Source organism: Burkholderia sp. APQ4-4ca (assembly GCF_057837105.1).
The window spans coordinates 11,940-38,479 of the sequence record NZ_JBYQCG010000120.1 but is presented as its reverse complement, the minus strand read 5'-3'; the positions used below and the strand labels follow the sequence as shown (position 1 = coordinate 38,479).

The 26,540-nt window shown below is 66.7% G+C and carries 25 protein-coding genes and 1 pseudogene; 9 read left to right on the top strand and 17 right to left on the bottom strand.

The window, feature by feature from the left end; translation table 11 throughout:
• Positions 1-39 precede the first annotated feature (39 nt).
• Both ccrA and AC3IFE_RS15445 read right to left on the bottom strand, forming a co-directional pair.
• Complete coding sequence (ccrA, locus tag AC3IFE_RS15450; protein ID WP_256979840.1) at positions 40-1,296, bottom strand: crotonyl-CoA carboxylase/reductase; 1,257 nt, start codon at positions 1,294-1,296, stop codon at positions 40-42.
• Positions 1,297-1,364: 68 nt separating this feature from the next.
• Entirely contained in the window at positions 1,365-2,168 is an 804-nt protein-coding gene (locus AC3IFE_RS15445) for an SDR family NAD(P)-dependent oxidoreductase (protein WP_256979821.1), read from the bottom strand.
• Between the two features lie 173 nt (positions 2,169-2,341).
• Here AC3IFE_RS15445 and AC3IFE_RS15440 point away from each other — a divergent pair, with 173 nt between their 5' ends.
• Together AC3IFE_RS15440 and AC3IFE_RS15435 are read left to right on the top strand one after the other, a co-directional pair.
• On the top strand, positions 2,342-3,415 hold the full coding sequence (locus AC3IFE_RS15440; RefSeq protein WP_489191019.1) for a carboxymuconolactone decarboxylase family protein: 1,074 nt from the start codon (positions 2,342-2,344) through the stop codon (positions 3,413-3,415).
• A gap of 57 nt (positions 3,416-3,472) precedes the next feature.
• Positions 3,473-3,943 carry a MaoC family dehydratase gene (locus AC3IFE_RS15435; protein ID WP_089471498.1) on the top strand — a complete coding sequence of 157 codons (471 nt, stop codon included), beginning with the start codon at positions 3,473-3,475 and terminating at the stop codon, positions 3,941-3,943.
• A gap of 235 nt (positions 3,944-4,178) precedes the next feature.
• On the opposite strand, the gene AC3IFE_RS15430 is transcribed toward AC3IFE_RS15435, so the two are convergent.
• Positions 4,179-4,394 (bottom strand): DUF3820 family protein, encoded by a 216-nt coding sequence (locus tag AC3IFE_RS15430; protein ID WP_089471499.1) that lies wholly within the window; start codon positions 4,392-4,394, stop codon positions 4,179-4,181.
• A gap of 212 nt (positions 4,395-4,606) precedes the next feature.
• On the opposite strand from AC3IFE_RS15430, the gene AC3IFE_RS15425 reads away from it, so the two are divergent.
• Positions 4,607-4,795, top strand: a complete 189-nt coding sequence (locus tag AC3IFE_RS15425) for a hypothetical protein (RefSeq protein ID WP_089471500.1) — start codon at positions 4,607-4,609, stop codon at positions 4,793-4,795.
• Positions 4,796-5,437: 642 nt separating this feature from the next.
• On the opposite strand, the gene yjfF is transcribed toward AC3IFE_RS15425, so the two are convergent.
• From yjfF to AC3IFE_RS15405, 4 genes are read right to left on the bottom strand one after another with little or no spacing between them, the layout of a single operon-like run.
• A complete protein-coding gene (gene yjfF, locus AC3IFE_RS15420; protein ID WP_089471501.1) occupies positions 5,438-6,526 on the bottom strand; it encodes a galactofuranose ABC transporter, permease protein YjfF in 1,089 nt (362 codons plus the stop codon).
• Entirely contained in the window at positions 6,523-7,566 is a 1,044-nt protein-coding gene (locus AC3IFE_RS15415; protein WP_089471502.1) for an ABC transporter permease, read from the bottom strand. Before AC3IFE_RS15415 ends, yjfF begins: the two co-directional genes overlap by 4 nt.
• On the bottom strand, positions 7,563-9,077 hold the full coding sequence (locus tag AC3IFE_RS15410) for a sugar ABC transporter ATP-binding protein (RefSeq protein WP_489191018.1): 1,515 nt from the start codon (positions 9,075-9,077) through the stop codon (positions 7,563-7,565). Before AC3IFE_RS15410 ends, AC3IFE_RS15415 begins: the two co-directional genes overlap by 4 nt.
• Positions 9,078-9,133: 56 nt before the next feature.
• On the bottom strand, positions 9,134-10,096 hold the full coding sequence (locus tag AC3IFE_RS15405; RefSeq protein ID WP_089471504.1) for an ABC transporter substrate-binding protein: 963 nt from the start codon (positions 10,094-10,096) through the stop codon (positions 9,134-9,136).
• A gap of 370 nt (positions 10,097-10,466) precedes the next feature.
• Between AC3IFE_RS15405 and AC3IFE_RS15400 the strand changes: the two genes are divergently transcribed.
• Both AC3IFE_RS15400 and proP read left to right on the top strand, forming a co-directional pair.
• Positions 10,467-11,495 (top strand): DNA topoisomerase IB, encoded by a 1,029-nt coding sequence (locus AC3IFE_RS15400; RefSeq protein ID WP_489191017.1) that lies wholly within the window; start codon positions 10,467-10,469, stop codon positions 11,493-11,495.
• A gap of 272 nt (positions 11,496-11,767) precedes the next feature.
• Positions 11,768-13,234: pseudogene (gene proP, locus AC3IFE_RS15395) on the top strand (glycine betaine/L-proline transporter ProP); the annotation flags it as partial.
• A gap of 142 nt (positions 13,235-13,376) precedes the next feature.
• Here proP and AC3IFE_RS15390 read toward each other — a convergent pair.
• Positions 13,377-13,610 carry a flagellar transcriptional regulator FlhD gene (locus tag AC3IFE_RS15390; RefSeq protein WP_489191016.1) on the bottom strand — a complete coding sequence of 78 codons (234 nt, stop codon included), beginning with the start codon at positions 13,608-13,610 and terminating at the stop codon, positions 13,377-13,379.
• Between the two features lie 357 nt (positions 13,611-13,967).
• Between AC3IFE_RS15390 and galU the strand changes: the two genes are divergently transcribed.
• The 4 genes from galU (at position 13,968) to AC3IFE_RS15370 (ending at position 18,195) form a co-directional block, all read left to right on the top strand.
• Positions 13,968-14,852 carry a UTP--glucose-1-phosphate uridylyltransferase GalU gene (galU, locus tag AC3IFE_RS15385; RefSeq protein ID WP_089471508.1) on the top strand — a complete coding sequence of 295 codons (885 nt, stop codon included), beginning with the start codon at positions 13,968-13,970 and terminating at the stop codon, positions 14,850-14,852.
• A gap of 23 nt (positions 14,853-14,875) precedes the next feature.
• Positions 14,876-15,463, top strand: a complete 588-nt coding sequence (locus AC3IFE_RS15380; protein WP_489191021.1) for a phosphatase PAP2 family protein — start codon at positions 14,876-14,878, stop codon at positions 15,461-15,463.
• A gap of 339 nt (positions 15,464-15,802) precedes the next feature.
• Positions 15,803-16,996 carry a hypothetical protein gene (locus AC3IFE_RS15375; RefSeq protein WP_489191015.1) on the top strand — a complete coding sequence of 398 codons (1,194 nt, stop codon included), beginning with the start codon at positions 15,803-15,805 and terminating at the stop codon, positions 16,994-16,996.
• Between the two features lie 20 nt (positions 16,997-17,016).
• Complete coding sequence (locus AC3IFE_RS15370; RefSeq protein ID WP_489191013.1) at positions 17,017-18,195, top strand: sialidase family protein; 1,179 nt, start codon at positions 17,017-17,019, stop codon at positions 18,193-18,195.
• 24 nt (positions 18,196-18,219) lie between these two features.
• Here the strand turns inward: AC3IFE_RS15370 and AC3IFE_RS15365 are convergent, their stop codons facing one another.
• From AC3IFE_RS15365 to AC3IFE_RS15325, 9 genes are read right to left on the bottom strand one after another with little or no spacing between them, the layout of a single operon-like run.
• Positions 18,220-19,155 (bottom strand): KpsF/GutQ family sugar-phosphate isomerase, encoded by a 936-nt coding sequence (locus AC3IFE_RS15365; protein ID WP_089471511.1) that lies wholly within the window; start codon positions 19,153-19,155, stop codon positions 18,220-18,222.
• Positions 19,133-19,939: a 3-deoxy-manno-octulosonate cytidylyltransferase gene (gene kdsB / locus AC3IFE_RS15360; protein ID WP_301737095.1), complete on the bottom strand. Its 807-nt coding sequence runs from the start codon at positions 19,937-19,939 to the stop codon at positions 19,133-19,135. Before kdsB ends, AC3IFE_RS15365 begins: the two co-directional genes overlap by 23 nt.
• Complete coding sequence (locus tag AC3IFE_RS15355) at positions 19,923-20,474, bottom strand: KdsC family phosphatase (RefSeq protein ID WP_489191012.1); 552 nt, start codon at positions 20,472-20,474, stop codon at positions 19,923-19,925. The genes kdsB and AC3IFE_RS15355 overlap by 17 nt, the downstream gene beginning before the upstream one ends.
• Positions 20,471-21,316, bottom strand: coding sequence for a 3-deoxy-8-phosphooctulonate synthase (kdsA, locus tag AC3IFE_RS15350; RefSeq protein WP_301737097.1), 846 nt, complete (start codon positions 21,314-21,316; stop codon positions 20,471-20,473). Before kdsA ends, AC3IFE_RS15355 begins: the two co-directional genes overlap by 4 nt.
• Positions 21,317-21,368: 52 nt before the next feature.
• Positions 21,369-22,451: a glycosyltransferase gene (locus AC3IFE_RS15345; RefSeq protein ID WP_489191011.1), complete on the bottom strand. Its 1,083-nt coding sequence runs from the start codon at positions 22,449-22,451 to the stop codon at positions 21,369-21,371.
• A gap of 53 nt (positions 22,452-22,504) precedes the next feature.
• The gene (locus AC3IFE_RS15340; RefSeq protein WP_489191010.1) at positions 22,505-23,491 is read right to left on the bottom strand and encodes a glycosyltransferase; all 987 of its coding nucleotides are present in this window, start codon (positions 23,489-23,491) and stop codon (positions 22,505-22,507) included.
• Positions 23,488-24,018 carry a serine O-acetyltransferase gene (locus AC3IFE_RS15335; protein ID WP_089471734.1) on the bottom strand — a complete coding sequence of 177 codons (531 nt, stop codon included), beginning with the start codon at positions 24,016-24,018 and terminating at the stop codon, positions 23,488-23,490. Before AC3IFE_RS15335 ends, AC3IFE_RS15340 begins: the two co-directional genes overlap by 4 nt.
• A gap of 1 nt (position 24,019) precedes the next feature.
• Positions 24,020-25,219, bottom strand: coding sequence for a capsular polysaccharide export protein, LipB/KpsS family (locus AC3IFE_RS15330; protein ID WP_489191009.1), 1,200 nt, complete (start codon positions 25,217-25,219; stop codon positions 24,020-24,022).
• Positions 25,220-25,247: 28 nt separating this feature from the next.
• Positions 25,248-26,480 carry a lipopolysaccharide biosynthesis protein gene (locus AC3IFE_RS15325; RefSeq protein WP_301737102.1) on the bottom strand — a complete coding sequence of 411 codons (1,233 nt, stop codon included), beginning with the start codon at positions 26,478-26,480 and terminating at the stop codon, positions 25,248-25,250.
• Positions 26,481-26,540 lie beyond the last annotated feature (60 nt).

The window sequence follows — 26,540 nt, the reverse complement described above, 5'->3', positions numbered from 1 at the left end:
GGTCCATACCGTTCTCTCAGCAAGAAGAATGCTTCGTGGCTAGTGGCGACGCGCGGCGTCGAGATCGTCGCGACTGCTCGCCTGGACCAGCACCGCCATGTTGCCCGGCAGGTGTTCGTTCGCGCGGATCTTCGCGTGCGCGTCCGGCAAGCGGTTCCACGGGAACACTTCCGACAGGCACGGATCGATCTTGCCGCTCATCACGAGCCGGTTCGCTTGCGCCGCTTCCTTGAGGCTCGCGAAGTGACTGCCCTGGATACGCTTCTGCCGCATCCATACGTAACGTGCGTCGCAGGTCAGGTCGTAGCCGCTCGTCGCCGCACAGAACACGACCATGCCCCCGCGCTTCACGACATAGCAGGACGGCGCGAAGGTGTTGCGGCCCGGGTGTTCGAACACCATGTCGACGTCGCGCCTTTCGCCGAGCGCGTCCCAGATCGCCTTGCCGAACTTCTTCATGCTGTCGACATAGGCCGCATACGTCTCTTTTTCATCGACGGACGGCGGCGCGCCCCAGCACGAAAAGTTCGAGCGGTTGATCACGCCGACCGCGCCGAGGCGCTTGACGAATTCCACCTTCGAATCGTCGGAGACCACTGCGACGGGGCGGGCGCCGGCCAGCGCCGCAAGCTGGATCGCCATCGTGCCCAATCCGCCTGCCGCGCCCCACACGAGCACCGACTGGCCCGGCGACAGCACGTGCGGCTTGTGTCCGAACAGCATCCGGTATGCGGTGGCCAGCGTGAGCGTGTAGCACGCGCTCGCGGCCCACGTGAGATGCTTCGGGCGCGGCATCAGCTGCGTGGACTGGACGCGAGCGAACTGCGCGAACGAGCCATGGGATGTTTCGTAACCCCAGATGCGCTGAGACGGCGACAGCATCGGATCGCCGCCGTTGCATTCCTCGTCGTCGCCGTCGACCTGCGAGCAATGCGCGACCACCTCGTCGCCGACCTTCCACTTCTTCACGTTCGAACCGACGGCCCAGACGATGCCCGCGGCATCCGACCCGGTGACGTGATACGGATCGTCGTGCAGGTCGAGCACCGAGAACGGCTGGCCGAGCGCTGCCCACACGCCGTTGTAGTTGACGCCCGCCGCCATCACGAGAATCAGCACGTCGTTGGGGCCGACCGACGGCACGTCGACGATTTCCTTCGTGAACGCGCGCTGGGGCTCACCGTGATTCTCGCGGCGAATCGTCCATGCATGCATTTTCGCGGGTACGACGCCCAGCGGAATCGGGCTGCCGATCTCGAACAACTCAGACTGGTCACGTCGCGCTTCGACAACCATATCCAACACTTTGGCATCCATATTGATATCCATACGAGAGTTGATTCGATCGAGATGACGCTCTCGGCTCACGCCGCGACCATTCCCCCATCCACCGACAGCGCAGTGCCCGTCATGAACGAGGACTCCTCGCTCGCAAGGAACAGGACCGCCTTCGCAATTTCGTCTTCGGTCCCCAGGCGGCCTACCGGATGAAATGCCTTGATCTGGTCGGTCATGCCGGTCTCGCCGAGAAACTTCTCGACCATCGCCGTCGCGACGAATGCGGGGCAAATCGCATTGACGCGGATATTCTGCTTCGCATATTCGAGCGCAGCCGCCTTCGTCAAGCCGAGAATGCCGGCCTTCGACGCGTGATACGCGCAGCCGCCGAATGCCGATGCCACGATGCCGTAAGTGGACGACATATTGACGATCGCGCCGCCCCCCGCTTTCAGCATTTCCGGAATTTCGTATTTCATCGACAGGAACATCCCTTTCAGGTTGATGTCCACGACGAAATCCCAGCTCGCCTCGTCGGTATCGGCCACCGGCTTGCCGAACGACTCGACGCCGGCATTATTGAAGGCGACATCGAGGCGACCGAATTCGCTTACCGTTCGCGCAACCGCATTCGCGCAATCGTCGGCGCGGGAGACATCGGTCTTCACGAACACCGCCTTCCAGCCCGATCTGCGAATTGCCTCGACGACGGCCAGCCCCTCGTCGGTACGGCGCGATGCAATCGCGACATGCGCGCCTTCCGCCGCCAGCCGCAACGCCGTGACGCGACCGATACCCGAACTTCCGCCGGTCACGAGGGCGACCTTATCTTGAAATCTCGACACTGCACTCTCCCGGTTGCGTTGATATGACGGATTCCTTATGGCCATCCATCGATCCATTCCGCCTGTGTGAACCCAATCGCCATCTCGTAGACGGGACGATTCTAGACGGCGAAAACCGGGCGAAGTTGAAAGTTCATAAAAGTTCAAATTTGATTTTCCGGCACGCGAATATCATCCGGAACGTCAGTCCTTTCAGCGTTCAACCGAATCGATTTGCCATGCATGCGAAAACGATCTCCAGACATGAACTCGGCATGTCCGTCATCCATGCCATCGGCGACGACGGCTTCAGTGCGCTGAGTGCGGCGCTCGACAGCCTGGATCCGGATTTCAGGCGGCTACTCATCGAAGGCGCTTATGCGGATATCATTGCCCGCCCCAATCTGTCGCTGAAAAACCGCGAACTGGTTACCGTCGCGGTGCTGACCACGATGGGTAATGCCGATTCCGCGCTCAGATACCACGCAGGCGGCATGTTGAACACAGGCTGGACGCCCGAGGCGCTGCTGGAAACGGTGTTGCAGACCCTCGACTACGCAGGGGTATCGGTGGCGATGGCCGGCGTGCTCCACGTCGCGGCTTTGCTGCGGGAGCGTGGCGTCGGCGTCGACCTCGTGGCCGATCTTGTCGAAGGGTGCGATTCCGCGCTCGCCTACCTGCTGCAGCGTCGACAGCGGCCGTTCGATGCGCTGACGCCCAAGGAGCGCGGACTCGCAACGCTCGCAATCGTCATCGCGCTCGAAAATCGGCACGACGCGGTCCGCCAGCACTTGAAGGCCTGTCTCGATTTCGGCTGGACGCGCAGCGAACTGACCGAGGTATTGATTCAACTCACCGGCTATATCGGCTGGCCGCTCGTGCTGCCAGTGTCGCGCATTGCGCTTGCCGTGTTCGATACGGCAAATGCCGTCACTGCGCCGGAAGCGCCGGAACGCGGCATCGACGCGCCCCTCACCTACGCCGATATGTCACACGAACTCCGCCGTTGCGTCGACGCGCTTCAGGCGTCGATGTCGCAGCCGGCTTCGATCGAATACGCGAAGGCACAGCATCTGACGGCCATCGCCTGCCTGACCTGCCTCGCCCGCAATGCCGACGTCGACGCACTCGCGGCTCACATGCGCGGGGCGCTGTCGCTCGGCGCATCGCAGCGCGAAATCGTGGCCGCCATCGTCGGCGCATTGCCTCACGCCGGTGTACCGGCCGCGCAATGGGCGCTTGACTCGGCGAATCGATTGTTCGCGTCGCTGGATGCGCGCGCGGCACCGCGGCACGAAAGCGCTGCGGCCTAAGCGAGCGACGACGCTCGCCCCTCAACACGACGTGTACGGACGATACGGGAACAAACGATGAACGACGAAGGCGGATACGATCTCGAGGATCTCATCCCGGGCATGAGCGCGCGGTTCCTGAAAACACTGTCCGAGCGCGACGTTTTTCTCTTCGCAAGCGCGTCGGGCGACAAGAATCCGGTGCACCTCGACGACGCCTATGCGAAGCGGACCCGATTCGGCGGCCGCATTGCCCACGGCATGCTGTCCGCGTCGGTGATATCGGCGGCAATTGCGACGCGCCTTCCCGGCCCGGGTTCGATCTATCTGTCGCAGGATCTGCAGTTCCGGCGCCCGGTGAAGCTCGGCGAAACGGTTTGCGCGACCGTGACGGTCAAGGAGATTCTCGCGAGCCGACGGCGGGTCGTGCTGGAAACCCGCTGCGAAGTGAACGGGCTCGTCGTGGTGGAAGGCACGGCGGTCGTCATGCCGACGAACACCGCGGAGCGACGGAAAGACGCGGCGAACGTACAAGGTCAGGAAGTTTGACGGCGGGCCCGGATGAGGCAGGCGGCCTGCCCCGGCACCGGGCGACTCGTTCCGTCATGCGGTCAACGACTCCGAAGCCGGCCGCCGCCGGCGGGGAACATGCAGCGTGCGAGGTCGACGAGCGCGCCTGTCGCGCCGCCGCACGTGACGCCGCACGTGACGCCGCGCTAGAGCGTGCACGACATCGCCGCCGCGCAGTCGACGCTTCGGGGGACCGGCCCGGCGTGACGCCGCGCTAAGCAGGTTTACGCAGCGGCTCCAGCAGGTGCCGCAGGCCGTTATGGTCGATCTCGTGCATCAGCGCGAGCTGCCGGCCGAGTTCACCGCGCGGGAAGCCCTCGCGAGCCAGCCAGTTGAGGTACGGTCCGGGCAGGTCCGCAATGAGCCGGCCCTGGTATTTTCCGAAGGGCATGGTGACGGCGACAAGGCATTCAAGATCGGGGGCGCGCATGCGCGTATTGTGCACGGCTTTCGACGCCCGCGCGCGTCACGGCCCGGCCGCGCACTCGCCGTTCCAAGCCGGTCCACGGCCGCGAATCCGGCCCTTCACGGCAGGCCGAATCGACAAGCCGGCCCGGATTGACGGCCGGGAGTCGCGTCGGCCGCCGGCTTGCTTCACGCCTGCTAGACTGGAATCTCTCCCTGCAAACCCTGAAGGGAATCATGATGTCCATCTACGTCGTGAAGACCGGCGAGCAGTTCCTGTGCACCGCCGAGGACGGCGATATCGGCATGGCGCCCGCCATCGAAGATGCCGCCTCCTTCGGTTCGTATGACGAAGCCGAGAAAGCCGCGAGCGCGCATGCCGACCCGGGTTACGAGATCGTCGCCGTCTGCGTGATCGGGCACTGAGTGCCGTCGATCCACGGGCCGCGGTGCGGAAAGCGATCCGCGTGCCGAACGCCGGTCGCCGTGCGGCCGCGTCCGTGCGACGGGCATCGCATGCCCGGGGCCGCAGCAAACGCATCCGCCTTCAGCCCGTATCGGCCTGATCCGCGAGAGCACCGCGCGCGCCGCCGGCATCGATACACCGCCCGGCGGCTCGCATGAAGTCGCTCACTCCTTTTCGGCGGGCGACCGGTTTTGCCGGATTTTCGGAAAAAACCGGCTATTCACCGCACGGCCCCGGCATCGAATGAATCGATCCGATTTACTTGGCGATTTTCTTCTCGCTCGACGCCTTGCACCGACTCCAACCCGTCATTTCGCGCTTCAACTCGTAGATCTGAAAATCTCGCGCGTTATGACGTCTTCACTACCCTCGTGCCCGTTACTCTTTTGTTGCCGACTTCCCAACATCCGGGAACGCCATCATTCGATGTGACATCGAATGTCGGCTGCCATGAAAGCGACGGCAACGGCAATCTTCGTGACAACCGGAAGCGGTGAAAAAAGCCGATTCCAGCCGTACCGTTGCCAGTGTGCGGACGTTCGTCCAGACAAACCTTTTCCGCAGCGGAAAACCCTTTTCCGGAATAGCGCTGGACGATTGCGCTACGACCGCCGCATCGTCGATACCAGCCCGATGTCCTGCTCGGGCGGTGCCCGGCGCGCGGGGGCGGGAGCCTGCGTCGGCCGCCGCGCGCCGAGCCCCGTGCCACCGGTGCGGCGCCGGGTCGCGTGCCGTTCGATCACCCGCTGCAGCACGCAGAACACGCACAGCAGCGCGCCGATCACGATCCGCGTCCACCACGAACTCAGCGTACCGTCGAACGTGATCAGCACCTGGATCGTGCCGAGGATGCCGACGCCGAACACCGAACCGATCACGTAGCCCACCCCGCCCGTCAGCAGCGTGCCGCCGATCACGGTCGCGGCGATCGCGTCGAGTTCCATCCCCTGCGCCTGCAGCCCGTAGCCCGACAGCACGTAGAGCGTGAACACCACGCCGCCGAGCGCCGAACAGAAGCCGCTCAGCGCATAGACGCCGATCTTCGTGCGCGCGACCGGCAAGCCCATCAGCAGCGCGGAGCGTTCGTTGCCGCCGACCGCATACACGTTGCGGCCGAAGCGCGTGAAATGCGCGACGTAGATCGCGACGGCCAGCGTCGCGAGCGCGATCAGCGCACCGGCGCTCAGCATGCCGCTTCCGACCGGCACGCTGATGCCCGCAATCGCATGGAACACCGGCTCGTTGATCGTGATCGACTGCGTCGTGATCAGGAAGCACGCACCGCGCGCGAGAAACATCCCGGCGAGCGTAACGATGAACGGCTGCAGCTTGAAGTAGTGGATCAGCGCGCCCATCGCCGCGCCGTACAGCGCGCCGAACGCGAGCACGAGCGGCACGATCACCCACACGGGCCAGTGCAGCCGTTCGGCGCCGACCGCGCAGAATATCGTTGTCAACGCAACGACCGAGCCGACCGACAGGTCGATGCCGCCCGACACGATCACGAACGTCATCCCGATCGCGACGATCAGCAGGAACGCGTTGTCGACGAGCAGCCCGGTCAGCACCTGCATCGAGAAAAAGCCCGTGTACATCACGGACCCGAAGCCGAACAGCGCGGCGAACAGCACGATCGTCACGACGATCGGCAGCGTGCGCGGATCGGCGAGGCGGCCAAGGAAACGGGTCATCGCGGCGTCGCTCCGGTGGTGGTGGCGCGCGATCGCGCGGAAGGCAGCAGCCGCGACGCGTGCCGGACCAGCAGCGCGCGCGCCGCGTCCGACTGGATCAGCGTCACGACGATCACGACGACCGCCTTGACGACGAGCGTCGCCTCCGGCGGCACGCCGATCGAATAGGTCGTGTAGGTGAGCGTCTGGATGATCAGCGCGCCGAGCACCGAGCCCGCGAGGCTGAAGCGGCCGCCGAGCAGCGACGTGCCGCCGAGCGTGACCGCGAGGATCGCGTCGAGTTCGAGCAGCAGCCCCGCGTTGTTGCCGTCGGCGCTGCGCACGTTCGAACTCGCGAGGATGCCCGCGAGCGCCGACATCACGCCCGAGCACAGATACACGCCGAATACGACCGCGCCGGCGCGCAGCCCGACGAGCCGCGTCGCGACCGGATTCACGCCGATCGCGCGAATGAACAGCCCGAGCGCCGTGCGGTTCACCAGCAGCGCGATCGCGCCGATCGTCGCAAGCGCGATCCACACCGCGCACGGCACGGTCGCGAGATAGCCGCCGCCGAGCGCGAGGTAGCCCGGCGCGCCGATCGGGATGATCTGGCCGCCCGTCAGCAGTTGCGCGACGCCGCGCCCGGCCACCATCAGGATCAGCGTCGCGATGATCGGCTGCATTCCGACGAACGCGACGAGCAGCCCGTTCCACGCACCGGCCAGCAGCCCGACGCCGAGCGCGGCGGCCAGCGCCGTGCCGACTTGCGACGGATCCGCCGCGAGCACGCTCGCGGCCGCCGCGCCGGCGATCGCGACGATCGCGCCGACCGAGATGTCGATGCCGCGCGTCGCGATCACGAGCGTCATGCCGAGCGACACGATCACGAGCGGCGCCGCGCGGTTCAGGATGTCGATCGGCGCGCCGAACAGATGGCCGTCGAGCAGCACGATCGACAGGAAGCCCGGACGATGCGCGACGTCCAGCGCGAACAGCAGCGCGAGCGTCAGCACCGGCCACGCGAGCGAATGACGAAACAGCGTGCGTAGCCACGTCATGACTGGCCTCCTGCGATCAACCGGTAAACCTGCTCCTCGGACGCATCGGCGCCGCTCAGCTCCGCGACCTTGCGGCGGTCGCGCAGCACCGCGATCCGGTGGCTCACGCGCACGACCTCGCCGATCTCCGACGAGATGAACAGGATCGCGAGCCCCTGCGCGCACAGCGCCAGCACGCGCTCCATGATGTCGAACTTCGCCGCGACGTCGATGCCGCGCGTCGGCTCGTCGAGAATCAGCAGCTTCGGGTCCGTCGCGAGCCAGCGCGCGAGCAGCACCTTCTGCTGGTTGCCGCCCGACAGCAGCCCGATCGGCTGCTCCGCGTCGCGCGCCTTGATGCCGAGCCGGGCGATGTACGTGTCGGCGATCTCGCGCTGTCGCGCCCGCCCGATCAGCCGCCACCAGCCGCGCCGCGCCTGCAGCGCGAGAATGACGTTCTCGCGGATCGACAGCGCGGCGACGATGCCCTCCTTCTTGCGGTCTTCCGGGCAGTACGCGATGCCGTTGCGCACCGCGTCGTGCGGCGACGCGAGCCGCTTGCGCGCGCCGTCGATCTCGATCGCGCCGGTATCCGGGCGCGCCGCGGCGAACGCCAGTTGCGCGGTTTCGGTGCGGCCCGAGCCGAGCAGCCCGGCCAGCCCAACGATCTCGCCGGGGCGCACGTCGAGATCGAGCGCGCTCATCATTCCGCGCCGGCCGACCTGCTGCATCGACAGGAACGGCGCGGTGGTCGCGGTGTCATGCTCGACCGCCGCGGCGCCCGCCTGCAGCGTGTCGGACATGCGCTCGCGGCCGGTCATCTTCGCGACCAGCACGTCGACCGGCAGGTCGCGCGCGAGATACTCGCCTTCGCGCTCGCCGTTGCGCATCACGGTGATCCGGTCGGACACCGCATAGGTCTGCTCGAGAAAATGCGTGACGAACAGGATCGCGATACCCGACGCCTTCAGCCGGCGCAGCACGTCGAACAACCGCGCGACCTCGCCGTCGTCGAGGCTCGAGGTCGGCTCGTCGAGAATCAGCACGCGTGCGTCGACCGACACCGCGCGCGCGATCGCGACCATCTGCTGCACCGCGATCGGATACGAATCGAGCGAACGCGTGACGTCGAGCGCCAGATCGAGTTCGGCGAGCGCGTCGCGCGAGCGTGCGTGGATCGTTTTCCAGTCGATCGCGCCGCGCCGCATCGGCTGCCGCCCCGCGAAGATGTTCTCAGCGACCGACAGGTTCGCGCACAGATTCACTTCCTGGTAGAGCGTCTGGATCCCGGCCGCCTCGGCCTCGCGCGGCGCGGCGAAATTCACCGGCGCGCCGCCGACGCGAATCTCGCCCGCATCGTGCGCGTGCACGCCGGTGAGCACGTTGATCAGCGTCGACTTGCCCGCGCCGTTCTGGCCCATCAGCGCGTGGATCTCGCCTGGAAACAACCGGAAGTCCACGCGCTGCAACGCGCTGACGCCCGGAAACGACTTGTCGATGCCGATCATCTCGACCACCGGCGGACTCTGCATGCATCCTCCCTCGAAGCGTCGCCGGGCGGCCGCGAGGCCGCCGCCCGGCGGACGGGTCAGTACTTGCGGGTCGGCAGCACCTGCGCCGCGACGTTCATCGGGAACACCGTCTCGTTGGTCACGATGCGCTTGGGCAACTGCTTGCCGGCGACCACGTCCTTCACCGCGGTCATCAGCTGCGGGCCGAGCAGCGGGCTGCATTCGACGTCGACGTTGATCTTGCCCGCGACCATCGCCTCGAAGCCGCCCTTGGTCGCGTCGAACGACACGACGCTCACGTCCTTGCCGGGCTTGATGCCGGCCTCTTCCATCGCCTGGATCGCGCCGAGCGCCATGTCGTCGTTGTGCGCGTAGACGACGTTGATCTGCTTGCCGTAGGTCTTCGCGAACGCTTCCATCACCTGCTTGCCGCCGGCGAGCGTGAAGTCGCCGCTCTGCGACGCGATCACCTTGAATTTCGGATTGTTCTTGATCACTTCGAGCAGGCCCGCGCGGCGATCGTTGGCCGGCGCGGAGCCGACCGTGCCCTGCAGCTCGACGATGTTGATCGGGCCGGCGTCGTTCTTGTAGCGCTCTTCGAGCCAGTGGCCCGCGCGCCGCCCTTCCTCGAGGAAGTCGGAACCGATCATCGTCACGTACAGCGACGGATCCTTCACGTCGACGCCGCGATCGGTCAGGATCACCGGGATATGCGCGGCCTTCGCTTCGGTCAGCACCGGCTCCCAGCCCGATTCGACGACCGGCGAGAACGCGATCACGTCGACCTTCTGCGCGATGAACGAGCGGATCGCGCGAATCTGGTTCTCCTGCTTCTGCTGCGCGTCCGAGAATTTCAGGTTGATGCCGGCGTCCTTCGCCGCGCTCTTCACCGATACGGTGTTCGCGGTGCGCCATGCGCTTTCCGCGCCGACCTGCGAGAACCCGAGCGTGATCGGCTTTTGCTGCGCGTGCGCGCCGCCTGCCAGCACCGTCGCCGCGGCGACGATCGCGCCGGCCGCCAGCTTCCTGATGAATGTCATGGTCCGTCTCCGATGATGTCGTTGTGTGCCGCGGCGCTGTTGTGTTTCTGCGTGGCGCTGGCGCGGATCGGGCTGCGCCGGCCGGCGTGTCCTGCCGGCGCGGTATACATGCCCCGCATCAGTCTAGGAACAAGTCCGATAACCTTCCAATGAAATATTGGATTCGGCCGATGTCTGAATCGGCATACGTATAAACACCTAAACGGGCGAACCGAGCCGGGCGGTGCAGCGCACGGTTCTTGCTCCGTCGCAATGGCTGTTCGCGCCCCATGTCAGGCGCCCGCCCTTCACGCGAACCCAAGGAGACAAGCATGATCGCTGCCCGTGAGCGCGGGTCGCCGCGCACCGCCGCCGGCCGGCGCGTCCCGACATGAAGCGGCCCGCTTCGAGCGCCGCCGGGCCGCTGCGCCACGTCGACGACCGCCGCCCCGGCTATACGCGCCGGCCGCTGCGCAACGGCTTCGCGTATTACGGGCCGGATGGCGCGCGACTGCGCGATGCCGACGAAATCGCCCGCATCGACGCGCTGGCGATTCCCCCCGCGTACACCGACGTGTGGATCTGCATGGACCCGCGCGGTCATCTTCAGGCGACGGGCCGCGACGCGCGCGGCCGCAAGCAATATCGCTATCATCCGCTGTGGCGGGAAACGCGCGACGCGAACAAGTACGCGCGGATGGCCGCGTTCGCGCGGGCGCTGCCGCGTATCCGCGCACGCGTCACGCGCGATCTGGCGCTGCCCGGCATGCCGCGCGACAAGGTCGTCGCGACGATCGTCCGCTTGCTCGATACGACGCTCGCGCGGATCGGCAACGCGGAATATGCGCGCGAAAACGGCTCGTACGGGCTGACGACGCTGCGCAAGCGCCATTTGAAGATCCAGCCCGGCCAGGTGCGGCTGCGCTTCGCCGGCAAGAGCGGGATCGAACACGACGTGACGGTCGACGACGCGCGGGTCGCGCGGATCGTACGGCGCTGCGCGGAGCTGCCCGGGCATGAGCTGTTCCAGTATGTGGACGACGACGGCGTACGCCATCCGGTCGGGTCGTCCGACGTGAACGACTACCTGCGCGAGGCCGGCGGCGCCGATTTCACCGCGAAGGATTATCGGACCTGGGCCGGCAGCGTGCACGCGCTCGGTTTGCTGCGGCGCGTCGAGCATCGCGGCGTCACGCACGCGCGCAAGCAGATCGTCGAGACCGTGCGCGCGGTGGCCGAGCTGCTGCGCAACACGCCAGCCGTGTGCCGGCGCTGCTACATCCATCCGGCCGTGCTCGACGCGTTCGAGGCCGGCACGCTCGCCGCGCTCGCGGTCCGACGTACGCCGCGGGGCTTGCGAGCGGATGAAGCAGCGTTCGTGGCGTTGCTGGTATCCGCGGGCCGGCGCACGGCGCGGTGACTGTCCACACCGCTTCCGCCCGCCGGGGCGCAACCGGCGCCGCTTCCCCGCGTGTCGTTTACCACCGGGTTCCGGGCGCATGACCGATAGCCGCTCGCGCTCGTTTCTCTAAACTGGTTCGCACAACACACCTGCCCGGTGTCGTCCGCTGCGCGCGTCACGCCACCGGCATCGCGGCACCCCCGAGATATCCGCCTTCGCTGTCCGTCGGCCCGCACGCCCCCGCTGCATTCCCGCCGGCCGCGCCGCCAAGGCCATTCCAGGAGAGATCATTGAGTTCATCGCAAGCGCGCCCCGCGAAAACCCGGTCTTCGCGCCAGTCCATCAAGCTGGATGACGTCACGATCGTCGACCCCGCCGTCCTCAAGCGCGCGGTCGGCGCGATGGCGTTCGGCAACGCGATGGAATGGTTCGACTTCGGCGTCTACAGCTACATCGCCGTCACGCTCGGCAAGGTGTTCTTCCCGTCCAGCAACCCGTCCGCGCAGTTGCTCGCGACCTTCGGCACGTTCGCCGCCGCGTTCCTCGTGCGCCCGCTCGGCGGCATGGTGTTCGGCCCGCTCGGCGACCGCATCGGCCGCCAGCGCGTGCTCGCCGCCACCATGATCATGATGGCCGTCGGCACCTTCGCGATCGGCCTGATCCCGAGCTATGCGTCGATCGGCATCATGGCTCCGATCCTGCTGCTCGTCGCCCGCCTCGTGCAGGGTTTCTCGACCGGCGGCGAATACGGCGGCGCCGCCACCTTCATCGCCGAGTTCGCGACCGACAGGCGCCGCGGCTTCATGGGCAGTTTCCTCGAATTCGGCACGCTGATCGGCTATACGCTCGGCGCGGCGACGGTTGCGCTGCTGACGGCCACGCTGTCGCAGGAAGCGCTGCTGTCGTGGGGCTGGCGCGTGCCGTTCTTCATCGCCGGCCCGCTCGGCCTCGTGGGTCTCTACGTGCGGCTCAAGCTCGAGGAAACGCCGGCATTCAAGAAGGAGGCCGAAGCACGCGAAGCGGACGAGCGCGCGCGGCCGAAGCAGCGCTTCGCGACGCTGCTCGTCGAACAGTGGAAGCCGCTGCTGCAATGCGTCGGCCTCGTGCTGATCTTCAACGTGACCGACTACATGGCGCTGTCGTACCTGCCGAGCTACCTGTCGGCGACGCTGCACGTGCGCGAATCGCACGGCCTCTTCATGGTGCTGCTCGTGATGGTGCTGATGATGCCGATGACGCTGTACGCCGGGCACCTGTCCGACAAGGTCGGCCGCAAGCCGGTGATGATGGCCGGCTGCGTGGGCCTGCTCGTGCTGTCGGTGCCGGCGCTGATGCTGATCCGCACCGGCGGCATGCTGCCGATCTTCGGCGGAATGCTGATTTACGGCATCCTGCTGTCGACGTTCACGGGCGTGATGCCGTCGGCGCTGCCCGCCCTCTTCCCCACGCGGATCCGCTACGGCGCGCTCGCGATCGGCTTCAACGTGTCGGTGTCGCTGTTCGGCGGCACGACGCCGCTCGTCACCGCGTGGCTGGTCGATCGCACCGGCGACCTGATGATGCCCGCGTACTACCTGATGGGCGCGTCGTTCATCGGCATCGTGTCGGTGCTCGCGCTGCGCGAGACCGCGCGCCAGCCGCTGCCCGGCTCCGGGCCGTGCGTCTCGAGCCGCGCGGAAGCGTTGAGCCTCGTGCGCGGCGGCGCCGACGACGCCCGTGGGCGCGACCGCAAGTGCACGCCGGTCAGCGCGCGCGCGTACCGGGGGTCGCGGCGCCGCCGCGCGGCTTGCGCGGGCGTCGCCATTCGCGCGACCCGTTCGAACGGGCAACGGGATTGCCGCGAGCCATCCGCTTGAACGGCGCGAGTCGAACGCCCGTTCGAGAAAACCGGACAACGCGTCATGCGCGGCCCGGCGCGTTGTCGGCGCGAAATTCGCAGACGAGTTCGCCGCCCACCGCGAGTTCGTCGATCTGATCGGCGGTGAGCGAGACGATCGTCGCGGCACTTTCATCCGAGATGCCCAATTGCCGCTTGCCCTGCTCGTAGTGGACCCGCAGCATGCGCTGGGCCAGCACGAGATACGCGCGATTGAATTCCGCGATTTCGTCGAAGATATCGCCCTGTTCGGTCATGACCGCTCCTGAGCCGACGGCGGGTCTTGCCGGGCCGCGCGCGGCGCCGTGACCGGCCGTGCAGTAGTGAATGCCTGAATCTATGTCAGGCGACGCGCATCATGCGGACAATTCCTAGATCGCATCCGACATACGCGAAATCGGCGCTCGCAAAGCGATGATTCGCGGTTCGTCGCTGTCGGATTCAGCCTAGATTCGGTCACCCCCTGAAAGTGGAACACCCCTACGATTTTCGGACGGCGCGCGGGCCCGTTTGCGCGAGCGACGCGGGACCGTGCAAACGACGATGGCATTCGCGTATCGTCACCCTCTCGGCATCGTCGATGCCGGAACCCGAACGAGTGGAATCCGAAAACCATGTTGAAAGTGACGAAAGCCGTCTTTCCGGTCGCCGGTCTCGGCACGCGATTTCTGCCTGCGACGAAAGCCAGCCCGAAGGAAATGCTGCCGGTCGTGGACAAGCCGCTGATTCAATATGCGGTCGAGGAGGCGATCGACGCCGGCATCACCGAAATGATTTTCGTGACCGGCCGCAGCAAGCGCGCGATCGAAGACCACTTCGACAAATCCTACGAGATCGAAGCCGAGCTCGAGGCACGCGGCAAGGAAAAGCTGCTGTCGCTGGTTCGCAGCATCAAGCCGAACCACGTGGACTGCTTCTACGTTCGCCAGGCCGAAGCACTGGGGCTCGGCCACGCCGTGCTATGCGCGGAGAAGCTGGTCGGCAACCAGCCGTTCGCCGTGATCCTCGCGGACGATCTGCTCGACGGTCCGACGCCCGTGTTGCGCCAGATGATCGACGTGTTCGATCACTATCACGCGTCGGTGATCGGCGTGGAGGAAATCGCACCCGAAGCCTCGACGTCGTACGGCGTGATCGACGGCAAGCGCTGGGAGGACAACCTGTTCAAGGTGTCCGGAATCGTCGAGAAGCCGGCGCCGGCGAACGCGCCGTCGAATTTCGGCGTGGTGGGGCGTTACGTGCTGAAGCCGAAGGTGTTCGAGCATCTGCGCGCGCTGCGGCCCGGCGCGGGCGGCGAACTGCAACTGACGGACGCGATCCAGTCGCTGCTGACGGACGAACAGGTGCTGGCCCATCGCTACGACGGCACGCGTTTCGATTGCGGCAGCAAGCTCGGGTATCTGAAGGCGACGGTCGAGTTCGCGCTGCGGCACCCGGAAGTGGCCGCGGACTTCGAAAGCTATCTGGCCGCGCGCATGTCGACGCTGCTGGCCGCCTGAGCAGCCGCGTGACGAACCCGTTCATGTGGACGGCCGTCAGCGATCTCGGCGACGCGGCGATGACGCTGCCGCTCGCGCTCGTGTGTATCGGCTGGTTGACGTGCTCGGCCGCCGGGCGCCGTCACGCGGTGTCATGGGCTGTGATGCTCGCGGCCGGCATGGCGCTGGTCGGCGCCACGAAGATGCTGTACGCCGGCTGCGGGATCCAGATCCGCGCGATCGATTTCCGCGTGATCAGCGGGCACACGATGCTCGCATCGGCGGTCTGGCCGATGACATGCGTGCTGGCGCTGAGCGGCGGAACGCCGTTGCGGGCGACCACGTCGCTGTCGCTCGGGCTCGCGCTCGGCGCGCTGATCGGCGTGGCGCGCGTGTTCGACGACGCGCACACGCCGGCGGAAGTCGTCGCCGGCTGGCTCGTCGGCTCGGCGGTCGCGCTGGCGTTCGTGTGGCGGCATGGGACACCGCGTGTCGATGCGCGGTATCGCGCGCTCGTCGCCGGGTCGCTATTGGCCGTGTCGGCCGTCGCCTATGGTCGACACGCGCCGATCCAGGCGGCGATCGACAATTACTCGCCGTTTCTGTGCGGGCGGTTCGCGCTGCGGCCCTGATCGCCGGGATCGCGCGGTCGGACCATGCGGCACGGTGCGGTGCGATATTGCCGGGGCGGCCGCTCGCCGCCGCGGGCTCCAGGCCCGCTTCGTCGCCCCGCCGGAAAAAGACGGAATGCCGCCCGGATCGGACAACGCCGCTCGCCCGGCCGTCCAACCGTCTATGCTTGATCGCCGGAATCGAGTCGTCCCGAACGACGGCCCCGTATTCCGCGCGCGAACCGGCGAGCAAGCCAGCCCTGCCCGACAGGCGCCTTGCCCGCGTCGCGACGCATCTCGCCGTACGGCGCCGGAACGGCCGGCGCGTGGCGAATCCGGAGTCTCCGATCGGGCGCACGCATGTCGACCTTGCTCTTTTCAGCCAGCGTACTGTTCTTCTCCCTCAACGCATTCAGCGTACGGGCAACCTTCGCCGCCTATTTCCTGCTCTGCGCGCTCGCCTTTCTTCGCGCGCCGACGCTGATGAAGCGGCAGCGGCATCTGTTTCCCGTCTGTGCGTACTGGCTCATCAGCACCTGCGTCGCGTTCGTCCTGTCCGCGTTCGGCGATTTCTACGTGAACTTCTACGTCAAGTTCGTGCTGATCCAGACGTATATCGCGCTGTGCTACTGGATGTTTGCCGGCGGCGTGCTCACGCGGGATACGCTCGACACCGCATGCCGGACGCTCATCTACGTCCACGCCGCGTTCTTCACGTTTCAGCTCGTCTATTACCTGGGCACCGGCACCTTCATCGACTTCGACAGCTACGTGCGCGAAGCCGACTCCGAAGCGCTCTACGCCACCAAGGCGCTGTCCGACAGCCTGATTTCGATCCGTGCGCTCGGACTGTATTCCGAGCCGTCGTTCTATGCGATGACGGTCGTGCCGAGCGCGGTGGTCCTGCTGCTGTCGCAGCGGCGCATGACGCTCGCACCCGCGGTCGGGTTCGCGACGGCGCTGCTCAGCTTCTCGGTCGCGTCGATGGCCGTGTGCGCCGCATTGTGCGGGCTGCACGTGCTCATCGGGCGCGGCCGGCTGCAGACCCGGATCGCCGTCGTCGTCGTCGCGCTCGCCTGCGTGCCCTGGCTTTACAGCGTATACGACCAGCGGGTGAACCAGTCTGTCGACTACGACGCGGTCGGCAGCCGTACGCTCGTGCTGACCGAGCTGACGGAGCGCGACGTCGTGGCGGGCGTGTTCGGCGGCGGCCTCTTCTGGGACGAGCGCAACAACGTCGGCAAAACGCACCTGCGCGGCTATCAGGTGCGGGACAGCTCGTTCTACATCTACCTCGTGTTCGCAGCGGGCGTCGCCGGTTTCGTCGTGTTCTTCGGTACGCTGGTCATGCTGTTTCGCCGCAAGGGCCGACGCAAGTATCTGCTCTATCTGCTGCCGATCCTGCTGTTCAAATATCACGTGCTCTATGGCATGCTCTGGCTCACCATTCTGCTGTTCGTCGTGCTGGCCGACCAGGATGCGCCGCAACGGCGCGCGGTCGCCCGCCCGCTTCCCACCCTGTCCGGCGACGAGCCCGTCGCGCATCCGACATGACATCACTCCGACATGCGTCGATGTTTCGCACATTGAAACGATCGCTTATCGCGGCGCTGTGCATGACCTGCGCGATGACGGCAGCGAACGCCGACTCCGTGCCCGCACCGCCCGGCGAAGTCATCGCGCACAGTCCGGCCGCGACGCGCGTGTATCTCGGCTCCCCGTCGCTCGCCCTGCTGCCGAACGGCGACTACGTCGCGAGCTTCGACACGTTCGGCGCCGCCTCGGCACAGAACCGCGTGTCCGTCTTCACGTCGCACGACAAGGGCGCGACGTGGTCGAGGCTCGCCGACGTGCCGAATCAGTACTGGTCGTCGCTGTTCGTGCTGAACGGCGCGCTATACCTGATGGGCACCGACCGCTCGATGGGCACGCCGTCGATTCGCCGCTCCGACGACGGCGGCGCGTCGTGGACCACGCCGGTCGATGCGTCCACCGGTCTGTTGCCGTATCCCGGGCACTTCATCACCGGGCCGGTGCCGGTGCTCGTCGATCGCGGGCGCGTGTGGCGCGCGTATGAAAGCGTCGACGGCGGCGACCTGCGCGCGATGGTGTTGTCCGCCCCCGCCGATCGCGATCTGCTCGACGCGCGTAACTGGTGCATGTCCGCGCATCTGCCGTCGGACAAACGCTGGCTCGACGGCAAATTCCAGTCTTGGGAAGAAGGCAATGTCGTCGGCAGGCCAGGCGCCGCACCCGTCGTCGTGCTGCGCGTGAATACGACGAACGGTCCGGAGAAGGCCGCTCTGGTGACGACGAGCGACGACGGCCGAACGCTGTCGTTCGACCCGACGCGCGATTTCGTCGACCTGCCCGGTGCGGGCAAGAAGTTCACGATCCGCTTCGATCCCCAGTCGGGGCAATACTGGACGATCACGAACGCGGTTCCGAAGAGCGTCGGGCCGATGAACCTCGAGCGCGTGCGCAACACGCTGGTGCTGCTGTCGTCGCCCGATCTTCGGCGGTGGACCGCGCGGCGCATCCTGCTGCAACACGCAGACACGAAGCGGCACGGCTTCCAGTACGTCGACTGGCAATTCGACGGCACCGACCTCGTTGCCGTGCTCCGCGTCGCGTTCGACGACCCGGAGGGCGGCGCGGCCAGCCAGCACGACTCGAATTTCATCACGTTCCTGCGCGTACGCCGGTTCCGCGACAACGCCGCATCCAGTGCGCTGACGCAAAGCCTGCAGTAGCCCGAGCCGATACCGGCCGCCCGTCTATTTCTTGAACACTCCGACGACGTTGCTGCCGTCGACCACCAGCAACGCGCCGATGCGCTGCTGCTGCATCAGCAGCAACGCATCCTCGACCCGCGTACCGGGGCGCACCGTGCAAGGCTCGATCGACATCATGTCGGCCGCCGTGCGCCGCAATACGCCGTCGCCATACCGCTCGATCGCGCGGCGGATGTCGCCGTCGGTCACGATGCCCCAACCCGCGTTCCGCTTCACGATCGCGAGCCCGAGACGCCCGCGCGTCATCGCGTCCAGCACGTCGAGCGTCGACATGTCTTCCGTCACGAGCGGCAGGTCCCCGCACGCCATTTCGTCGTCGACCGTGGACAGGAGCCGGCGTCCAAGCGAGCCGCCCGGGTGGAAGCGTGCGAAGTGCTCGGGCTGGAAGCCGCGCGCCCGCATCAGCGTGACCGCCAGCGCATCGCCCATCGCGAGCGTCGCCGTCGTCGATGCGGTCGGCGCGAGCTGCAGCGGGCACGCCTCGCGTTCGACGCCGATATCGAGGTGAACCCGCGCGGCACACGCGAGGGTCGACGCAGGATTGCCGGTCAGTGCGATCAGGTCGTTGCCGTTGCTGCGCAAGAACGGGATCAGCTTGATCACCTCGTCCGTTTCCCCGGAATTCGAAATCGCGAGAAACGTGTCGTCCGGCGTCACCATCCCCAGATCGCCGTGATAAGCCTCGCCCGGATGCATGAAGAAGCCGGGCGTGCCGGTGCTCGACAGCGTCGCGGCGATCTTTCTGCCGACGATACCGGACTTGCCCATCCCGCACACGACGACGCGCCCGCGCGAGCCGAGAATGATCTCGATCGCGCCGTCGAAATTCGCGTCGAGCCGCGCGGCCACGCCGGCCAATGCCCGCGATTCGATCTCGAAGACCTGCCGGGCGGATTCAATATGGTTCTGTCGCATCATGGGTTTGCCGTTTGAGAAGGGAGACGACGCGCGCGACGTCGTCGGGTGTGTCGATGCCGGCCGGCGGCGCATCGGGCCATCGCATCACGTCGATCGGCATGCCGAGCCAGAGCGCCCGCAACTGCTCGAGCCGCTCCAGTTGCTCGAGTTCGCACGGCGCCGCGGCCGCCAGCGACTGCAACGCCGTATTCGCGTAGCCGTAGAGGCCGATGTGCCGCAGAAAACCGCCGCCGCTCGGTCCGCTCGTTTGCGCGGGCCGGCCGTCACGGCAGAACGGAATCGCCGCGCGCGAGAAATACAGCGCACGCCCCCGGCCGTCGACGACGAGCTTGACGATGCCCGGCTCGTCGAGCAGCGCGGCGTCGCCGACCGGGCAGGCCACCGTCGCGACACCGAGGTCCGGCGCCACGCTGCAGAAGCCGGCGAATGCCCTGAGCAGCGCCGTGGGCACGAGCGGTTCGTCGCCCTGTACGTTGAGCACGGCATCGGTGTCGCGCCAGCCGAACGCCCGCGCGACTTCCGCGGCGCGATCGGTGCCGGACGCGTGACCGGCATCAGTCATCGCGAAACGGATGCCGCGCGCGGCGAGCACCTCGGCGATACGCGAATCGTCGATCGCCACGACGATGTCGGTATCGGGCAGCGCACCGCGCACGCGCGCGTGCACGCGGACGATCATCGGTTCGCCGTCCAGATCGACGAGCGGTTTTCCCGGCAGGCGCGTCGAGCCGTATCGGGCCGGGATCACGACGTGCACCGGCCGCCCGTTATTGAATGACGTCATGGCTGCTCCATGCTTCGAACAACGGCCGGTACGCATCGTCGAGCGACAGCCCGGCCCCGGTCAGCAGATGCTCGGTCACCTCGCGCGCCACGCCGCGGCCGCCCGCCGTGCGGGCGACATGATCGACGCGTGCGCGGACGAGCGGATGCGCATCGGCCGGCGCATACGACACGCCGACGCGTTCGATGACCGCGAGATCGTTCACGTCGTCGCCGACGTACGCGATTTCGTGGTCGCCCACTCGTTGCCGTGCCTTGATGTCCGCATAGCCGGCGGCCTTGTCGTCGCAGCCGGTCACCAGCACGTCGACGCCGAGTTGCCCGGCCCGCCAGGCCAGCGCGCCGCTATGCTTGCCCGACAGAATGCCGACGCGGATTCCGTGCGCGCGCAGCAGTGCGACCGCGACACCGTCGTGCGCGTGAAAGCTCTTCATGAACTCGCCGTCGGCCGTCACGTGCAGCAGGCCGTCCGTCAGCACGCCGTCGACGTCGAACAGCACCAGGCGCACGGCGCCGCGATACATCGCGCCGCTCATCGGATATCGAGCGGCGCAAGCCGCTTGACCAGATCGTCCACCGCCTTCGCCTGCTGCAGGAATGCATCGAGCAACGCGAGCGGCAGCGCACTCGGGCCGTCGCAACGCGCGTGGTCGGGGTCGGGATGTGCTTCGAGGAACAGCCCGGCCAGCCCCACCGCCATCCCGGCGCGCGCGAGATCGAGCACCTGCCGCCGCCGCCCGCCCGACGCGGCGCCGTGAGGATCGCGCATCTGCAGGCTGTGCGTGACGTCGAAGATCACCGGGCAGTCGCCCGTCGCATCGCGCATCTGGCGAAAACCGAGCATGTCGACGACGAGATTGTCGTAGCCGAACGACGAACCGCGCTCGCACAGGATCACGCGGTCGTTGCCGGCCTCGCGGCATTTCGATACGACGTGCTCGATCTGCGTCGGGCTCATGAACTGCGGCTTCTTGATATTGACCACGTTGCCGGTCTCGGCGATCGCGACCACGAGATCGGTCTGACGCGCGAGGAATGCCGGTATCTGCAGGACGTCGACGATCTGCGAGACCGGGCCGGCCTGCCACACCTCATGCACGTCCGTGATCACGGGCACGCCGAACCGGTGCCTGACTTCGTCCAGGATCCGCAGCCCCGCGTCGAAGCCCACGCCGCGATACGAGTGGATCGACGAACGGTTGGCCTTGTCGAACGACGCCTTGAACACCAGCGGAATGCCGAGACGGCGCGTGACCTCGACGAACGTGCCGCACACGTCGAGCGTGAGCTCGAGGCTTTCGAGCACGTTGAGGCCGCCGAAGAGGACGAACGGCAGGTCGTTGCCGACCGTGACGTCCGGCGTGATGGTTACATTCATAAGGTTCTCCACGAAATGAGGACGATGGTGTTCTCGTCGTTGCTTGCCGACGTCAGCGCTCCGCGCTCGCCGCATAGAGCGGCGCAAGCTCGCCGAACAGGCGCTCCTCGCCGAAACGCCGCCGCGCCTCGCGGTTCGCCCGGCGGCCCAGTTCCGACCGCAGTGCAGCGTCGCCGGCAAGGCGCTGCAGCCACGCGGCCGCGTCGGCGGCCGTCGCATAGATCACGCCGGTCTGCAAATGACGCACGACATCGACGTTGCCCGCACAGTCGGACACGACGACGGGCCGGCCGGCCAGCATCGCCTCGATCACCGACACCGGCATCCCTTCCCACGACGAGGTCGACAGGTACACGTCCGCGCATCCGAGCCGACGCTCGACCTCGTCGCGCGACAGCCATCCGGTCACTTCGACGCCGGCCTTTTCCAGCTCCGCCTTCGAACCATCGTCGCCGTCGCCGATCCAGACGAAGCGCGTCCCGCGCGCGCGCATGCCGTACGCGATCTGCGCGAACAGGCCCGGATTCTTTTGCGCGCGGATACCGCCGACCGTCACCACATAGACGGGACCGTCCGGGGGCCGCGCGGCGTCGCCCGAATGCGCGGTCGACGCGGCCTCGACCACCGCGTTCTCGACCACCACCACCGGCTGACGCAGCCAGGTGCGAATCGCTCGGCTTTCACTTTCCGAGCACGCGACGTAAAGGCACTTGCGCACGCACGCAATTCTCTCCAGGCCGACGAACGCCAGCCGCTTCACGCGCGAGATGTCGCGGCGCATGAACGAGATGCAGTGCGGGCTGTAGAAGAACGCCGCCTTCGGCAACGCAAACAGCGTCGACAGCCGCCCCAAAAAGCCGGCAAACGACGAATGCATGTGCACGACGTCCGGGCCGATCGCGTTGAGCGTCGCGCGCAGGCGCATCACGGTCCGCCACGGGCCCGCGCCTTTCATCTGGACGTGACGCAACGACACCCTCGCGTCGAACATCGCGGCCAGGCCGGGCGGCGTATCGGGCCGTACCGAATAGACGACGTGCACGTCGTGCCCTTCGCGAGCGAAGCGATTTGCAATCAGGCACACCATCGACAACGTGCCCGTCGCGCTGGATTCGACTATGTGGACGATTTTCATCGGGTCCGTTCCATCAAAAATGAGCCGCCGCGCATCGGCGCCGAACGACGCCGTCAAACACGCGGCCCGCGCCCCGCGACCGCATCGATATACGCGAGCACGCCGGACCCTTCGATCACGCGTCCCCATTCGAGCGACTTCATCGCGGCCGGATCGGGACGACGCGCACGAATCCGCGACAGGGGGAACAGTTCGTCGAAGATCGCCGCGCCGGTGACGTGACATGGGATGCCGAGTTCTTTCGCGGTGCGTACGTTCGACGGCGCGTCGTTGCAGACGATCTTCTTCCCGAGCGATGCGTATTCGAGCAGCTTCGTCGGCGTCTGGAAGCAATGCGGCCGGTGATACGGAAAGAAGCACACTGCGTATTCGCTGTCGCGGACGATTCGCAGCGCGTCGCGTTGCGGCACGCGGCCGACGAAGCGAATGCCCGGCGTGTCGGCGAAAGCCGCGCGGATTTCAGGCTCCGGATGGCCGACCAGCACGAGCGTGTCCGCTTCGTCGCGCCACGCGTCGCGGTAGGCGGCGAGCACCTTGTGAAAGCCGCGTTCGCGGCTCATCTCGCCGATATAGCAGAACCGCCCGGACGGCGTCGGCGCGGCGCCGGCGCCGGCGTTGCCGCCGGCCGCGACATCGGCACCGGCTCCGGCCTCGACCGGATCGAAGATCCAGTCCGGCACGCCCATCGGCAGCAGCAACGCGCGCACGCCGTCGCGAAACGCCATCGCATCGCGCATCCGCTCGTTCTGGAAGATGCGCAAATCGGGCCGCACGTTCAGCACACGCTTCACGCGATCCTTGACGGCCGCGAGCCGGCCCACCGACAGCGACCGATAGTCGTGAATGACGAACCGCGCGGGCGGCAATGCCCGGTAGAAACCCATGATGCACCACAGGACGCATACGTCCCGGTCCGGGAAGCGCGCATACGCGTCGAGATCGCCGTCGAACACCTCGAATCCGTGCGTTCTCAGCCGACGGCCGTAGGCGGCGATCTCGGGATAGTTCGCCTTGCCGGGATGCAGAATGAACACTTTCATTTCGACTCCTTTCCGTTCTCGAGAATGCGCGCCGGCACGCCCACCGCGACGCCGCCTTCGGGCACGTCGGTCAGCACGACCGCCCCGGCGCCGATCCGCGCGCGGTCGCCGATGCGAACCTCGCCGAGCACGACGCTGTGCGCGCCGAACTCGACGCGATCGCCGATCGTCGGCACGCCGCCGAGCGTGCCGTCCTTCCGGATCGTGTTGCCGACGGTCACGCCGTGCCGCAGCGTGCAGTACGCGCCGATCGTCGCGTATCCGTTGATCACGAGGCCGGTGCCGTGATAGAGCGCGAGTCCCTTGCCGATCTTCGTCTTCGGCGGAATCTCGATGCCCATTACCCAGTCGCACAGCACGATGTACAGCAGGATCAGCGGCGCGCCGGCCACCAGCGTGAACCGGCTCCGGCACGCGAGGTAGTGCACGATTCGATAGAAGATCACCACGCCGCGCGTCTTCACGAACGCATTGCGGCGGCAGTCTTCGGCGATCGCCTCGGCGGTCTGTCGTAACGTGACGGGCATGTCAGCGCTGTCCCGCGAAAACGCGCCGCGCCGCATCGGCCGGAATATGCGCGGTGCCGAAGTAGTCGATGCCGTCGACCAGAAACGAATGGATGTACTTCAGCAGGCGCTCATGGTCGAATTCCTTGTAGAAACACCGCCCGAGCGACACCACGCGCTTGCCGTACAGCATCGCCTCCAGCCCGACCGTCGAATTGATCGTGACGACCGCATGCGCATGCCGCAACAGCTCCGTGGTCGGCGACGTGACGATCTCGAAGCGATACGTCCGCTGCAGGCGCACGACCGCGTCGATCTCGGCCGCGTCGGTTTCCGCCGGATGAAGTTTCACGAACAGGTCGGCACTCTCGTTCGCCGCGAACGCGAACGCATGGCGAATCGCGTCGAGATTGCCGACGTCCGAGTGCAGCTTGATCTGCGTATCGCCGGACACCTGAAGCGGCAGGAATACATAGCGGCAGGTCGACAGCATGTCGGCCGACAGATGGATGGCCTGTCGCGGCGCCGGCATTCCGTTGCGCGCGCGCACGCTTGCCAGACGCCGGCGGCCGACGCCGCGGCTGACTGCCTTCAGCAAATAATTCGTCGCGGACGTGGCCTTGCGTCCGAACGACGTCCGCGCCTGCGGCAGCGGCTTCCGTTTGTCGCGCTCATAGGCCGACAGCCAGCGCGCATGCGTGTCCTCGTCGGGCAGCGGCAGGCGATCGATGACCTCCGGGTTGCGGCTGATCGTCGACAATGCATTGACGCCCAGCGAATCGACGAACAGCTTGCCCGGCAGATTCGAGATCTCGATGAAGCGGGTCGCCACGCCCTGCACCGTGCACGCCTGCCGCACCGCACGGCACACGAGCTGCTGCCCGTTCCACATCACGCACTGCTCGATCCGCAAGCCGCGCAGGACCTCCGATGCGATATGGAAAATCGCTGCCGACTCGCGTTTCGCACGCGCCTCGGTCATCTGCCCGTTCATCACTTCGATCGACAGTTGGTACGGCGTGCGGTCGGCGGGCTGGCCGTCGGGCACGTCGATCGGCATCCACCGGTTCAGGTACACCGATCGGAAACCGCCCAGCAGCAGGCCAAGATGCGCGACCGGCTCGCTCGTCAGGAATGCGAACTCGTATTCGTACCGAACCGCTTTCACCAGACGGGTGACGAAGTAATAGCGCTCAAGGGAGTCGATGACTATCAGGATCATGGTGTACTCGTTCGTCGTATCGGCGTTCTCACGCCAGCGCCCCCGATCGGGACAAGTTCGCGTCGAGGACCCGGTACGTCAGCGCGATGCCCGCCGCCATCAGCGCCGCGCCGGTCAATGAAAAAATCAGTACGCTCGTCGGGGCCGACAGGTTCGTCAGCCGCGCGATGCCCAGCGCGCCGACGAGACCCATCCCGCAGGTCAGCTGAAACAGGAAATCGACGCGCTGCGCGCGCGTGGCCAGGAAGATCTGCGACAGCGGCACGTAGATCAGCTGCAGTGCGAACAGCGGCATCAGGCTGTAATAGAAGCCGACCGACCCGCGCCAGCTTGCGCCGAAGAACAGGTCGACGAGCGGCGCGAACAGCAGCAACCCGCCGGCCATGTACACGACGGCGAGAGCCGCGAGCGCGCGCGCGTAGGTGCGGTACACCCGATGCACCGCCGAGCCGGCATCCGGTCGCGCCATCGCGCCGATCGCGTCGCGCCGAAACACGCCGCCGACGCTCTGCGCGATCAGCGAAACCGGAAAGAACCCGAGCCGGTAAGCCGCGGCGAAGTAGCCGGCACTCTGCGCGTCGAACCAGTGTGGGATTGCGATCGCCAGCGCATAGGTCAGCACCGACGCGCACAGCGTCGACGGCAGGATGTACAGCGCGAACCGGCGATTCCTGACGAAGAAACCCGGCGACAACCGGAACGAATACCCTGCGCGATAGCCGCTCAGCACGATCGCGGCGGCCATCACGATCGACACTGCGGCGCTCACCCACGCGTACAGCGCGAATATGTCGACCTTGCCGCACGCCAGGCAGGCGAGCGACAGCACGAGACCGATCAGGAACCCACCGTTGACGACCATGCGCGACAGCGCAATCCATCCGTAGCGTCTGAGGCTGTTCAGGTAGGCGCCGGCAGCCAGCTGGACGAACGATGCCAGCGCATAGACGGCGACGGGATAGAGGTCCGCGCGGCGGGCGATCGCGATTAGCACCCCGCCCGCGGCGGCGACCATCAGGCTCAGCACCGTCACGTTCACCCATGCGTTGAACGATTCGCGCGGCGAATCGTCGACGCACGCGAGTTCGTAGCGCAATGCGAGCAGCGTGCCGACGAACGACGCCAGCGCGAGCAGATAGTTGAAGTGCCCGAGCGACGCCGGCCCGAACCGACGTCCGATCACGAAGATGCAGACGAACAGCGCGATCTGCCCCATCACGACGCCGGCCAGCGAAACGATCGAATCCCGCGGATTGATCATCGCGCCTCCGTACGCCGCGCGCGACCGTATTCGCATGCCGGGCCGCCGGCTGCGCTGGAC

Coding starts and splice junctions, on each gene's coding strand:
- ccrA (WP_256979840.1), bottom strand. CDS start 1,296: ATGGTTGTCGAAGCGCGACGTGACCAGTCTGAGTTGTTCGAGATCGGC.
- AC3IFE_RS15445 (WP_256979821.1), bottom strand. CDS start 2,168: ATGGCCATAAGGAATCCGTCATATCAACGCAACCGGGAGAGTGCAGTG.
- AC3IFE_RS15440 (WP_489191019.1), top strand. CDS start 2,342: ATGCATGCGAAAACGATCTCCAGACATGAACTCGGCATGTCCGTCATC.
- AC3IFE_RS15435 (WP_089471498.1), top strand. CDS start 3,473: ATGAACGACGAAGGCGGATACGATCTCGAGGATCTCATCCCGGGCATG.
- AC3IFE_RS15430 (WP_089471499.1), bottom strand. CDS start 4,394: ATGCGCGCCCCCGATCTTGAATGCCTTGTCGCCGTCACCATGCCCTTC.
- AC3IFE_RS15425 (WP_089471500.1), top strand. CDS start 4,607: ATGATGTCCATCTACGTCGTGAAGACCGGCGAGCAGTTCCTGTGCACC.
- yjfF (WP_089471501.1), bottom strand. CDS start 6,526: ATGACCCGTTTCCTTGGCCGCCTCGCCGATCCGCGCACGCTGCCGATC.
- AC3IFE_RS15415 (WP_089471502.1), bottom strand. CDS start 7,566: ATGACGTGGCTACGCACGCTGTTTCGTCATTCGCTCGCGTGGCCGGTG.
- AC3IFE_RS15410 (WP_489191018.1), bottom strand. CDS start 9,077: ATGCAGAGTCCGCCGGTGGTCGAGATGATCGGCATCGACAAGTCGTTT.
- AC3IFE_RS15405 (WP_089471504.1), bottom strand. CDS start 10,096: ATGACATTCATCAGGAAGCTGGCGGCCGGCGCGATCGTCGCCGCGGCG.
- AC3IFE_RS15400 (WP_489191017.1), top strand. CDS start 10,467: ATGAAGCGGCCCGCTTCGAGCGCCGCCGGGCCGCTGCGCCACGTCGAC.
- AC3IFE_RS15390 (WP_489191016.1), bottom strand. CDS start 13,610: ATGACCGAACAGGGCGATATCTTCGACGAAATCGCGGAATTCAATCGC.
- galU (WP_089471508.1), top strand. CDS start 13,968: ATGTTGAAAGTGACGAAAGCCGTCTTTCCGGTCGCCGGTCTCGGCACG.
- AC3IFE_RS15380 (WP_489191021.1), top strand. CDS start 14,876: ATGTGGACGGCCGTCAGCGATCTCGGCGACGCGGCGATGACGCTGCCG.
- AC3IFE_RS15375 (WP_489191015.1), top strand. CDS start 15,803: ATGTCGACCTTGCTCTTTTCAGCCAGCGTACTGTTCTTCTCCCTCAAC.
- AC3IFE_RS15370 (WP_489191013.1), top strand. CDS start 17,017: ATGTTTCGCACATTGAAACGATCGCTTATCGCGGCGCTGTGCATGACC.
- AC3IFE_RS15365 (WP_089471511.1), bottom strand. CDS start 19,155: ATGATGCGACAGAACCATATTGAATCCGCCCGGCAGGTCTTCGAGATC.
- kdsB (WP_301737095.1), bottom strand. CDS start 19,939: ATGACGTCATTCAATAACGGGCGGCCGGTGCACGTCGTGATCCCGGCC.
- AC3IFE_RS15355 (WP_489191012.1), bottom strand. CDS start 20,474: ATGAGCGGCGCGATGTATCGCGGCGCCGTGCGCCTGGTGCTGTTCGAC.
- kdsA (WP_301737097.1), bottom strand. CDS start 21,316: ATGAATGTAACCATCACGCCGGACGTCACGGTCGGCAACGACCTGCCG.
- AC3IFE_RS15345 (WP_489191011.1), bottom strand. CDS start 22,451: ATGAAAATCGTCCACATAGTCGAATCCAGCGCGACGGGCACGTTGTCG.
- AC3IFE_RS15340 (WP_489191010.1), bottom strand. CDS start 23,491: ATGAAAGTGTTCATTCTGCATCCCGGCAAGGCGAACTATCCCGAGATC.
- AC3IFE_RS15335 (WP_089471734.1), bottom strand. CDS start 24,018: ATGCCCGTCACGTTACGACAGACCGCCGAGGCGATCGCCGAAGACTGC.
- AC3IFE_RS15330 (WP_489191009.1), bottom strand. CDS start 25,219: ATGATCCTGATAGTCATCGACTCCCTTGAGCGCTATTACTTCGTCACC.
- AC3IFE_RS15325 (WP_301737102.1), bottom strand. CDS start 26,480: ATGATCAATCCGCGGGATTCGATCGTTTCGCTGGCCGGCGTCGTGATG.